An 11,173-nucleotide genomic window follows, 5' to 3' on the forward strand; every position below is an offset into this window, starting at 1 on the left:
ACAGATTAGGCACGCCGCAGCGTTCGTCCTCACCTGTGTGACCTGCATCCTGCATAAAGTAGTTTGACTGACTACGCACATCGCTGTGCGATTTATTTAAAAATGAATTAACAGGTACGTTTTGTCTTGTTTAGTTTTCAAAGATCATTTTCGCTTCTTGTTGAAGCGACTTTATTAATATAACATTTCGACTTTCTTTTGTCAAATGTTTTTTTATTTATTTCTCCGCCGCTGTGAGCTTGTTTTTTTCAGAAGCGCATCAGCGACGTTTAATAATATAACATGGTCAAGAATCAGAGTCAACATCTTTTTTAAAAAAATATCCTCGGTGATAGACAGCCTGTCCTTTCGTTTCTATCTGGCAAACGTTGATAAGTCCCTTTTCCGTCAGGTAATCAAGCATAACGCCAAGGTCTTGGGTATAGTGCTTTAAGTCAGGATGCTGAAGAAGCTCACCAAATTGCCAAATGTCTTTTCCTTTCATTACTTCGAAAAGATGTGCTGAACCGATCTCAGCTTTGGAATGGATGAGAAAATCATTTGCTAAGAATAATAATTCGAGTCTTTTTTCCAAGCTCTCATGACTTTCAATCAGCTCGGAATATAATTTGTACACTTGGGGCTCCATCTGGCGCACTTGGCTCCATACCGTTGTTTCCGGGTGAAATCCCCTATCGATTACTTCAATACGCGCTAAATGATGCAATGCATGAACAACCGCGTTGTAGGCATCTAAAAATTGATTCGCTTCAAAAAAAGCTTTTCCTTCAACATATCTTCTGATTAATTTGCCGTATTCGAGTCCGATCTTCAGTTTGCGTTCGGCAAACGGAAATGTATTCAGCCTGTCAATCAGCTCGGCAATGTATTCATTACGGTCAAACATGACTCTGCCATTTACAATCCAATCTATGATTCTTCTATTTGTCCCGAGCAAAATCCATTCTTGAATCTGAGAATCTGTTACCACATGCAAAGAAGCTGTTTTTTGATCAAATTCATAATGCTTTATAAAAACAGGCTCGTCAGCCTCCTTTACAATTACCAGCAGAGCAGCATCAAAGTTATCTGTTAAGGAAGATGTTTTGTTTCTTCTCTCAACCATAATGACAGCCAATGTATTGGGATGACTTGCTCTTTCTTGGTAAATTGGACGGAGAAGATTATCCATCACTATTCCTCCAATGCAATTGTTCAAATTTTTTTATTCTCTATTTGATTCAATTCTATGGTTAAAACGAAATTCCTTTTTTCTAAACACATTGAACTATTATAAACAATTTCACAGTAAGTCTCCATATGTAAATTCCAGTTCGATCGAAAACATGAAGAAAATCCCATTGGGTTTGTGCTATAGTTAAATCAGAGGGGGATGGACATGGCGAAATACTCCAGCAAAATTAATAAAATCAGAACATTTGCGTTAAGTTTGGTTTTCGTTGGGTTTATCATTATGTACATCGGGATCTTTTTCAAAGAGTCAGTTTTGCTTTCTAGTTTGTTTATGATACTTGGGCTTTTATCCATCGGTCTCAGTACGGTTGTTTACTTTTGGATCGGAATGCTTTCGACCAAAGCGGTTCGCGTTATATGTCCGAGCTGCGAAAAAGAGACAAAGGTTTTAGGAAGAGTAGATATGTGCATGCATTGCAGAGAGCCGCTGACTTTAGATAAGGGATTAGAAGGAAAAGAATTTGATGAGTCTTATAATAAAAAGAAAATGTCCAAATAAAATAAGCTGACCGTTTCGTGCGGTCAGCTTATTTTTAATGGTTCTCTTTTTTCGAACACTCTTGGCAGACGCCGTAAATTTCTAAACGATGGTGGCTTACTTTAAAACCCGTGACATGGGCAGCCAGCTGCTCCACTTCGTCAAGGCCCGGGTAGTGGAAGTCCACAATTTTACCGCAGTTTTCACAAATCGCGTGATAGTGATCGGATGTGACAAAGTCGAATCTGCTTGAAGCATCGCCGTATGTGAGCTCCTTCACCAAACCGGATTCCCGGAACACACGCAAATTGTTATATACCGTCGCTACGCTCATGTTAGGAAATTTCCCTTCCAGAGCTTTATATATATCGTCCGCTGTTGGATGAGCCATAGAGTTAACGAGATATTCCAGAATCGCATGACGTTGAGGAGTAATGCGAACTCCGGTTTCCTTCAACGTTTCTAAGGCTTCTTTTAGTTCATGTGCAGCCATCCGTCATGCACCTCTCTTCTAAAAAAAATTCTTACATTGTAATGTTTATAATTAGTGTAACTCTTTTTACGATAATTTGTCAATTGATATTAGGGCAAAAGTAAGCATATCATTTGAGGCTGAGAGACGAATTTACTTTTCCGACATATCTTTGAGGGTTTGAAGCGCTTCGGCTACATGGTCTTTCACTCTTACCTTTCTCCATTCTTTAACGAGCCGGCCTTCTTTGTCAATCAGAAAAGTAGAGCGCTCAATTCCCATATATTCTTTTCCGAAGTTCTTCTTTAGCTTCCATACGTCAAACGCTTCCGCCAGTTTGTGTTCGTCATCAACAAGAAGCAGAAAAGGAAGGTTATGCTTCTCTTTAAATTTTCCGTGCTTTTCCTGGCTGTCCGGGCTGACGCCGATAATAACGGCATCCAGTTCAGCGAAGCTTTCGTGGCTGTCCCGAAAATCGCATGCCTCAGTTGTGCATCCCGGTGTCATGTCTTTTGGATAAAAGTAAAGCACGATATACTTTCCTTTATAATCCGATAATGTTACTGTTTCCCCATGATCGCCTTTTAACTCAAGATCAGGCGCTTTTTGTCCGATTTCTATCGTCATTACGTTACCTCCGAGTGTTTTTTTATTAAGCGTATCCAATTCTTGTCCAGATTACAACTATCGTCCCTGCAACTTGAGCCTGAATCCATTGTTCTTGTTTGGAAGCATGCTACAATAGAAAGGACGCATGGAGATATAGGAGGTTTTTATTCTTGCATACAAAATCAATTGAACTTCACAATGAGGCATTAGAGCACATTGTCGGCGGTGTAAACAGCCCGTCTAGATCATATAAAGCGGTCGGCGGCGGTTCTCCCGTCGCAATGGAAAAAGCAAACGGCGCTTATTTTTGGGATGTGGACGGCAACAAATACATCGATTATTTAGCGGCGTATGGTCCGATCATTACCGGACATGCCCACCCGCATATTACAGAAGCGATTAAAAAAGCAGCAGAGAACGGTGTATTGTATGGAACACCGACGAAACATGAGGTTACATTTGCAAAGATGCTCAAAGAAGCCATTCCTGCTATGGACAAAGTAAGATTCGTTAATTCGGGAACAGAAGCTGTTATGACGACCATCCGAGTGGCTCGCGCATATACAGGCCGGACAAAAATCATTAAATTCGCAGGCTGTTATCACGGACATTCAGATCTTGTGCTTGTCGCCGCCGGCTCTGGCCCGTCTACTCTCGGCACACCAGATTCAGCCGGTGTACCAAAAAGCATTGCAAACGAAGTGATCACAGTTCCATTTAATGATATCGAAAGCTATAAAGCGGCCCTTGATAAATGGGGCAGTGAGATCGCGGCGGTTCTCGTTGAACCGATTGTCGGCAACTTCGGAATTGTTGAGCCGAAAGAGGGCTTCTTAGAAAAAGTAAATGAATTGACACACGATGCGGGTGCTCTCGTTATTTACGATGAAGTCATTACAGCTTTCCGCTTTATGTATGGCGGCGCACAGGATCTCTTACAGGTTAAACCTGATTTAACAGCTCTCGGAAAAATTATCGGCGGCGGACTTCCGATCGGCGCCTATGGCGGTAAAAAAGAAATCATGGAGCAGGTAGCTCCGCTTGGACCGGCTTACCAAGCTGGAACAATGGCCGGGAATCCCGCTTCCATCCTATCAGGCATCGCTTGTCTGGAAGTGCTCAAAGAGGAGGGCGTGTATGAAAAGCTTGATCATCTTGGCGCTATGCTGGAGGAAGGCATTTTACAGCACGCAGAAACACACGGCATCACGATTACCGTCAACCGGTTAAAAGGCGCACTCACAGTTTATTTCTCTGATGAGAAAGTCGAAAATTACGAGCAGGCTGAACGCAGTGACGGAGAAACATTCGCTAAGTTTTTCAAGCTGATGCTGGAACGCGGAATTAATTTAGCACCTTCTAAATATGAAGCCTGGTTTATTACAACAGCACACACAGAGCAGGATATTAAAGACACGCTTGTAGCGGTCGAGGATGCTTTTAAACATCTTAAAAACTAGAATCGGACACCCTGAACAGGAGCATAAAGCTCCTGTTTTTTTATTCATTTGAACAGCGTGTAAGATTTTGGTCTTTTTCTTGAAAAATAGCTTGAATATTTGTATCGATCCCTGTATATTACTTAATTGTTTAGCAAATAAACTAACCGGGAATTTTAAGGATTAGCCCATTTGCTATGTCACACAATTTACTATAGAAAGGAATGCACGCACAAACCAATGAAACTTGGTGCCCGCATTTTCAAAACCGGGATTGCGATTACACTCGCCCTTTATTTGGCTTCGTGGATCGGGCTTCCCGCGCCGATTTTTGCTGGAATTGCAGCGATATTTGCGATTCAGCCGTCGATTTACCGCTCTTTTCTCATTATTATTGATCAGGTTCAGGCAAATATTATCGGAGCTGTGATTGCCACAGTGTTCGGCCTTATTTTCGGACCCAGCCCGATTATGATCGGGTTGACAGCAGTTATTGTCATTACAATCATGCTGAAACTTAAAATTGAACATACAATTTCGATTGCACTTGTAACAGTTATTGCGATATTAGAATCTGCCGGTGACGACTTTTTAATGTTCGCCCTGGTCAGAACAAGCACAGTCATCTTAGGGGTGCTTTCTTCCTTTATCGTTAACCTTGTGTTTTTGCCTCCTAAGTATGAAACAAAGCTGATTCATAATACGGTCGAAAACACAGAAGAAATTATGAAGTGGATCAGGCTGTCCATGCGGCAGTCAACAGAGCATTCGATTTTGAAAGAAGATATTGAAAAACTGAAAGAAAAAATGATCAAGCTTGATCAGACTTATCTTCTATATAAAGAAGAAAGAAGTTACTTTAAGAAAACGACCTATGTGAAATCAAGAAAGCTTGTCCTGTTCAGACAGGCCATTATCACTGCAAACCGGGCGCTTGATACACTGAAGAAGCTGCATCGTCTGGAAAACGACATCTATCATATGCCGGAAGAATTTCAGGAAACACTGACCGAAGAGCTTGATTACCTGCTGTACTGGCATGAACGGATTTTGATGCGGTTTGTCGGCAAAATCAAGCCACATGATGACGCGGATGAAGAAGGCATTCGATATAAGCAGCTTTTAACAAAGTCATTTTTGAAAAATCAGCAAAACACGGATGATGAGCTTATTGATTACAACATGCTCAATATTATGGCAAGTGCCGTAGAATATCGCGAGCAGCTCGAACATTTAGAAACGCTCATCACAAGTTTTCAAACGTATCATCCGAAAGACTGCGAAATAGAAACAGAAGAGTAACCCGGTTGAACAGCCGGGTTTTTTTATATACAAAAAAATCTTATATCCTTCGTTAAAAGGATATAAGATTGATGTTCAGCTCAAGTTTTGAATGGTAAATAAGTGCTTGTACTGACTGTCATAGTCCATGAGTTCATCATGGGTTCCGACTTCAATGATTGTGCCGTTTTCCATGACAACAATCTTATCCGCATGTGTGATGGTCGATAAGCGGTGGGCGACAACAAAAGTTGTTCTGTCCTTCGCCAGTTTGTCCATCGCTTCTTGAATGTAATGCTCACTTTCCAAATCAAGAGCTGATGTCGCTTCATCTAAAATGAGGAGCGGCGGATTTTTCAGAAATACCCGCGCGATTGAGATTCGCTGCTTTTGTCCACCTGACAGCTTAACGCCTCTTTCTCCCACCCGGGTCTCATACCCTTCAGGAAAACCCATAATAAATTCATGGGCATTGGCAGCTTTGGCGGCTTCGATAATCTCTTCAAGCGTGGCATCAGGTTTGCCGATTGCGATATTTTCCCGAATCGTTTCACTGAATAAAAAGGTATCCTGAAGCACCATGCCAACCTGGTTGCGAAGGCTTCTCGCTTCATAATCGCGAATATCTGTCCCGTCAATCAGCAATCTGCCGGTTGTCACATCATAAAATCTCGGGATCAGGCTGACGAGTGTTGATTTGCCTCCTCCACTCATGCCGACGAGAGCTACAGTTTCTCCTTTATTTACTTTTAAAGAGACATCATGGAGAATGTTTTCTTTTTCCTTCTCATATTGAAACGAAACGTTTTGAAATTCCACTTCTCCGCGTATCTGATCGGCCTTAATGGCATTTGGTTTGTCAGTGAGTTCATATGGCTCGTCAATAAATTCAAACACCCTGTCCATTGATGCGATTGACTGTGTCAATGTTGTAGACGAATTAATCAGCCTTCTAACAGGGTTGTACATTCTATCAATATATCCGACAAACGCGACCATTGTTCCGACTGTCAGCGGTCCATTAATGACAAAATAGCCGGCGCACGCAATCACGATGAGCGGCGCCAAATCTGTAATGGTATTGACGACTGCAAAGGTTTTGGCATTCCAATTCGTGTGACGGATGGCTTTATCTAAGAAATGGCTGTTTTTCTCATTAAAATGAGCCTGTTCATGATCTTCTATCGCAAAGCTTCTGATAACCGGCATGCCTTGAATGCGCTCGTGCAAATGCCCCTGCACTTGAGCAAGCGCCTGCGAGCGCTCCCTTGTCAGCCTTCTTAAACGGCCGTAAAAATACTTCACTGATATGCCGTATAATGGAAATAAAACGATAGAGATCAGTGTTAATTTAATGTCAAGTGTCAGCATGATAGAAATCACAATCAAAATCGTCAGCATATCGAGCCATATATTCATTAGGCCTGTGATGACAAAATCCTTTGTTTGTTCCACATCATTGATCACTCGGGAAATGACTTCCCCTGTTCTCGTATTCGCATAAAAACGAAGGCTCAGCTTCTGTATATGGTCAAACAACTTAGCTCTTATATCATAGAGCACCTTGCTGGCTGTCCACTGGGCAAAATATTGCCGATAATATTCTACAGGCGGGCGCAAAATTAAAAATAAGGCGAACATGATCGCCATAATGGTGAACAATGACGTTGTTTTGTCATTGGCCGTGCCGCCTCCTTGAATAATGTCGTCTACTACGTACTTCAGAAGCAATGGGAGAGCAAGCGGAATGGAGAATTTTACGATCCCAATTAATACTGTGACGAAAATTTGCTTCTTATAAGGTTTGACGAATTGCATGTAGCGTTTCATAACCCCCACGTTGATTCCCCCTCTCTCTTTATCATGATGTGTGTGAGCCCATGTGAAAAACCTGTTGTACCCCGCAACAGGTTTTTACGTAACCATTATTTTGTATAGCGCAAATACCGTTCATACCACATATCGACAAACTCGGGCGCAAACGGTCCCTGCCGCTGGTGAATCCAATGGAGCAGCGTGTTTAAGTAGTCTCTTAAAATACTGTCGATTTCTTTTGGATAATTCATGGATTTCCGATGATCATCATATTCGTCTTCATCGAGAATATTGTAGGTCATGTCAGGAAAAACCTTAACATCTAAGTCATAATCAATATATTTAATTGCTTCGCCATCATAGGCAAACGGTGAACTGATGTTGCAATAGTAATGAACCCCGTCTTCCCTCAGCATCCCGATGACATTAAACCATTGTCTTGCGTGAAAATAACAGATTGCGGGCTCTCTGGTTATCCATGTCCGGCCGTCTGATTCGGTTACCATCGTCCGGTCATTGGCTCCGATGACACACATTTCTGTACTTTTTAAGATTGTTGTCTCATTCCAAATTCTGTGAATCAGCCCGTTGTGCTTATAGCTGTGAATTTGAATGGTTTCTCCTTCCTTGGGATAGCCCATATTTCTCCCCTACTTTCTATAAAGCCCTACAGTTAGTATGTCCAAATTTGCTTACCGACAACGTCTTTTACCTATTATAACGTTACAAATTGAAAAATGAAAATAAAAGAGCCATTCCGGCCGGGGAATGGCACATTCCTGCTCTACACAAAGGAAGACGGCTTTTCTGAGCTGCGATAAGAACGAATCACCTGCTCTGTCTGCTTTTGAAACATATCCTGTATATCGGCAAGATGTTTCCGTTTTACCGCAATTTCATTCTGAATTCCGAGCAGCCTTGCATCCCTTTCCAAATGCCGGAGTTCTGCTTCAATTTGTTTGCAGCGGTCGAGCTCTGATTGGAGATCGAGAAGCTTGTCCATCGTTTTCATCTGTTCACTTACCAGCTTTTCAAATTCCGTCATCGGTTCCTCCTTCAGCCTGGTGAAAGTATAAACGTTTCCTCCTTTAATCATTTCGATCTCAATAAAGCAAACCCTTTGACTCATTCTGTAGACCTTTCACAAGTTTTGTCGTTTTTCAAACAGAAAAAAGCACTTCCACCCGAAGATGAAGTGCTTTTTTCTGTTTCAGTGATTAGCTGTTTTGTTGTTTGTTTTGCTCAGCAGATTGGTTTTGCTGTCTTACCTGCTGTGCGTCAGTTTCACTAGCGAATTCAGTGCCGAATTGACCTTGTTGGCCAGCAGCTGATTGCTGGTTTTGTTTTTTGACTTGCTGAGCGTTTGTTTCGCTAGCAAATTCAGTGCCAAATTGACCTTGACCAGCAGCTGATTGTTGGTTTTGTTTTCTAACTTGTTGAGCGTTAGTTTTGCTTGAATTATTTGAGTTAGCCATTGTTATCACCTCCACGGTCATTAGAATGTGCAGGTGATCGTATGGCTATTCCTCTTTTTTAAAATTTTTAAACGAGCAGTGAGCGTCCGCCGTCAACGATAATTGTCTGTCCGCGGATCATGTCAGCCTTGGAAGACACTAGAAATTCAACAGTATCAACCATGTCTTTAATTTCGACCATGCGTCCCGCCGGCGTGTTTTGACGCGCATCCTCAAGCAGATCCTCTCTGTTCGGGAAGTGTTTGAGCGCATCAGTGTCAATCGCTCCGCCTGAAACGGCATTGACGATAATTTGTTTTGGTGAGAGCTCAACCGCAAGATAACGGGTTAAAGCTTCTAATGCGGCTTTTGATACGCCAACTGTCGTGTAGTTTTCAAGGTAGCGGATAGAACCTAATGAACTGATGCTGACGATATGCCCGCCTCCGTTCTTTTCCATTAGCTTGGCAGCTTCCTGAGCGCAGAAAAGCAATGCTTTCGCATTAATGTTCATCGTCCAGTCCCAGTGTGTTTCTTCTAATTCCATGACAGGTCTCAGAACGCCTGAAGCGGCATTATTGACAAAAACATCAAGTCTGCCGAACGTTTCTTCAATTTGCTGAAACATTTCTTTGATTTTTGCAGGCTGTCCTACGTTTGCTTTAACGACAAGCACTTTGACGCCAAGCTTTTCGATTTCTTCCGCTGTTTCCAAAGCGGCTTTTTTGCTGCGTGCATAGTTAATAACGATGTTATAGCCATTCTCAGCAAGTCTAAGCGCTGCCGCTTTTCCGACACCGCGGCTGCTTCCTGTTACGAGTGCGCATTTATTTTGTTCCATTTTTTCCTCATCTCCTTGTAGCGTATAGTTCTTTTATTTCCACAAACAATAATGGCAAGAACTTAAAAGGGGGTCTTCTGTTATGTATGTCGGACGTGATATGAGCGAATTAAACATGGTTTCCAAAGAAGATTGGAAAAACAGTGAACTCGCCTATTTTCATCATGCCTTTCAGCAAATTATGCCTTATTTGAACGAAGAAGGCCAATCAAAATACCGGGAATTAACGCAAGAAATTGAAGCGCGCGGCGGAATGAAGCGCAATGAAGCAGACTACAGCCACGGCACGCGCGTCTCCTACGATTAAGAATGTTTACGGAGCGGCCGAGTATACGGCTGCTTCCACTGCCATCTTCCAGATTTTTTGATGTGACACCGGGAACGCAAATTGTTCGAGCTCTTCTTTCGTTACTTTTTTCAGCTCTGAGGTATCCGACACTTGTTTTACTTTACCGAAAAACACAGAAATATTCCATACCAGGTGGGTGAAAACATGCTCGACTACACCTTGCAGATCACTGATATCAGCTTGTATCCCGCATTCGTTTTCTAAAAATGCAGTGAGCTGTTCACGCTCGGTTTTGATCCCTTTTTGTGTTTCGAGATTAGGGAATTCCCACAGGTTGGCGAGCAAACCCTTTGACGGCCGTTTGTGTATATACACTTGTCCGTCTTCATCAGTCAGTACGATCGCGGCCATTGTTTTGATCCCGGGCTTTTTCTTTTTGCTTTTTACCGGAAGCTCCCGTTCAGTGCCCTCTTCAAATGCTGAGCAATGCTGCTGAACCGGGCATAGCAGGCATGAAGGCGATTTCGGCGTACAGATCAAGGCTCCAAGTTCCATCAGGCCTTGATTGAATTCAGATGGTTTTTCTTTTGAAATAAATGCACGGACTGCATCTTCAAAGATCGTTCTTGTTTTTGGTTTGGCAATATCATCCCAAATGGAAAGAATTCTGGACATGACACGCATCACATTTCCGTCAACCGCGGGAATGGGTTTATTGTAGGCGATGCTGAGCACAGCTCCCTTTGTATAAGGGCCGACACCTTTTAAGCCGCCAAATTCTTTCTCGTCTGGAGGAACAATGCCCCCGTATTCCTGTTTCACTTCTTTTACCGCGCTTTGCAGGTTTCTGACTCGCGAATAATAGCCGAGCCCTTCCCATGCTTTCAGCACTTTTTCTTCATCAGCATCAGCGAGCGCTTCTACTGTCGGGAATTGTTCCACAAACCGCAGAAAGTAAGGAATCACTGTCTCTACTCTCGTTTGCTGCAGCATCACTTCAGATACCCACACTTTATATGGATCTTGGTCCTCTCTCCACGGCAGAATGCGCTGCTCTCGTTCGAACCATGAGATTAAATCATCGCGAAATTGCTGTATGTCTTTTTGTTTTAATTTGTCTTCAAGTACGTTCATATGTGTTTCTCCCCAGTCTTTCGCGCCCCGCTTTTCTTTAGACTGTTTTTTGTTGTACACTAAGGGCACAGTACGATAATATGTTACATTAAATAGAAGTAAAGAAAAAGCGGAAACATATGAGAAAG

The 11,173-nt window shown here is 42.5% G+C and carries 13 protein-coding genes; 4 read left to right on the top strand and 9 right to left on the bottom strand.

What is annotated here, in order from left to right; translation table 11 throughout:
* Positions 1 to 286: 286 nt before the first annotated feature.
* The gene (locus tag BSI_RS07715) at positions 287 to 1,171 is read right to left on the bottom strand and encodes a nucleotidyltransferase-like protein (protein ID WP_003239672.1); all 885 of its coding nucleotides are present in this window, start codon (positions 1,169 to 1,171) and stop codon (positions 287 to 289) included.
* Positions 1,172 to 1,378: 207 nt separating this feature from the next.
* Between BSI_RS07715 and BSI_RS07710 the strand changes: the two genes are divergently transcribed.
* A complete protein-coding gene (locus BSI_RS07710; RefSeq protein ID WP_003239674.1) occupies positions 1,379 to 1,732 on the top strand; it encodes a YgzB family protein in 354 nt (117 codons plus the stop codon).
* A gap of 34 nt (positions 1,733 to 1,766) precedes the next feature.
* Here BSI_RS07710 and perR read toward each other — a convergent pair whose 3' ends face one another.
* Together perR and bcp are read right to left on the bottom strand one after the other, a co-directional pair.
* Positions 1,767 to 2,204, bottom strand: coding sequence for a peroxide-responsive transcriptional repressor PerR (gene perR, locus BSI_RS07705; protein WP_003223285.1), 438 nt, complete (start codon positions 2,202 to 2,204; stop codon positions 1,767 to 1,769).
* A 132-nt stretch (positions 2,205 to 2,336) separates the two neighbouring features.
* Positions 2,337 to 2,810 carry a thioredoxin-dependent thiol peroxidase gene (bcp, locus tag BSI_RS07700; protein WP_003239676.1) on the bottom strand — a complete coding sequence of 158 codons (474 nt, stop codon included), beginning with the start codon at positions 2,808 to 2,810 and terminating at the stop codon, positions 2,337 to 2,339.
* 152 nt (positions 2,811 to 2,962) lie between these two features.
* On the opposite strand from bcp, the gene BSI_RS07695 reads away from it, so the two are divergent.
* Both BSI_RS07695 and BSI_RS07690 read left to right on the top strand, forming a co-directional pair.
* Positions 2,963 to 4,252, top strand: a complete 1,290-nt coding sequence (locus BSI_RS07695; RefSeq protein ID WP_003239678.1) for a glutamate-1-semialdehyde 2,1-aminomutase — start codon at positions 2,963 to 2,965, stop codon at positions 4,250 to 4,252.
* 219 nt (positions 4,253 to 4,471) lie between these two features.
* Positions 4,472 to 5,533, top strand: a complete 1,062-nt coding sequence (locus BSI_RS07690; protein WP_003239680.1) for an aromatic acid exporter family protein — start codon at positions 4,472 to 4,474, stop codon at positions 5,531 to 5,533.
* Positions 5,534 to 5,608: 75 nt separating this feature from the next.
* Here BSI_RS07690 and BSI_RS07685 read toward each other — a convergent pair whose 3' ends face one another.
* From BSI_RS07685 to fabL, 5 genes are all read right to left on the bottom strand, one after another.
* A complete protein-coding gene (locus BSI_RS07685) occupies positions 5,609 to 7,351 on the bottom strand; it encodes an ABC transporter ATP-binding protein (protein ID WP_003239683.1) in 1,743 nt (580 codons plus the stop codon).
* A gap of 86 nt (positions 7,352 to 7,437) precedes the next feature.
* Positions 7,438 to 7,968, bottom strand: a complete 531-nt coding sequence (gene ntdP, locus BSI_RS07680) for a nucleoside tri-diphosphate phosphatase (RefSeq protein WP_003239685.1) — start codon at positions 7,966 to 7,968, stop codon at positions 7,438 to 7,440.
* A 143-nt stretch (positions 7,969 to 8,111) separates the two neighbouring features.
* Positions 8,112 to 8,372: a YgaB family protein gene (locus BSI_RS07675; protein WP_003239687.1), complete on the bottom strand. Its 261-nt coding sequence runs from the start codon at positions 8,370 to 8,372 to the stop codon at positions 8,112 to 8,114.
* Positions 8,373 to 8,544: 172 nt separating this feature from the next.
* Positions 8,545 to 8,802, bottom strand: a complete 258-nt coding sequence (gene sspE, locus BSI_RS07670; RefSeq protein ID WP_003239689.1) for a gamma type acid-soluble spore protein SspE — start codon at positions 8,800 to 8,802, stop codon at positions 8,545 to 8,547.
* A gap of 67 nt (positions 8,803 to 8,869) precedes the next feature.
* A complete protein-coding gene (fabL, locus tag BSI_RS07665; RefSeq protein WP_003239690.1) occupies positions 8,870 to 9,622 on the bottom strand; it encodes an enoyl-[acyl-carrier-protein] reductase FabL in 753 nt (250 codons plus the stop codon).
* Between the two features lie 82 nt (positions 9,623 to 9,704).
* Between fabL and yfhS the strand changes: the two genes are divergently transcribed.
* Positions 9,705 to 9,929, top strand: coding sequence for a mother cell protein YfhS (gene yfhS, locus BSI_RS07660; protein ID WP_003223257.1), 225 nt, complete (start codon positions 9,705 to 9,707; stop codon positions 9,927 to 9,929).
* Positions 9,930 to 9,935: 6 nt separating this feature from the next.
* Here yfhS and mutY read toward each other — a convergent pair whose 3' ends face one another.
* A complete protein-coding gene (gene mutY, locus BSI_RS07655) occupies positions 9,936 to 11,045 on the bottom strand; it encodes an A/G-specific adenine glycosylase (protein WP_003239693.1) in 1,110 nt (369 codons plus the stop codon).
* Positions 11,046 to 11,173 lie beyond the last annotated feature (128 nt).

It is taken from the genome of Bacillus inaquosorum KCTC 13429, assembly GCF_000332645.1.
GTDB classification, from domain to species: Bacteria; Bacillota; Bacilli; order Bacillales; family Bacillaceae; genus Bacillus; species Bacillus inaquosorum.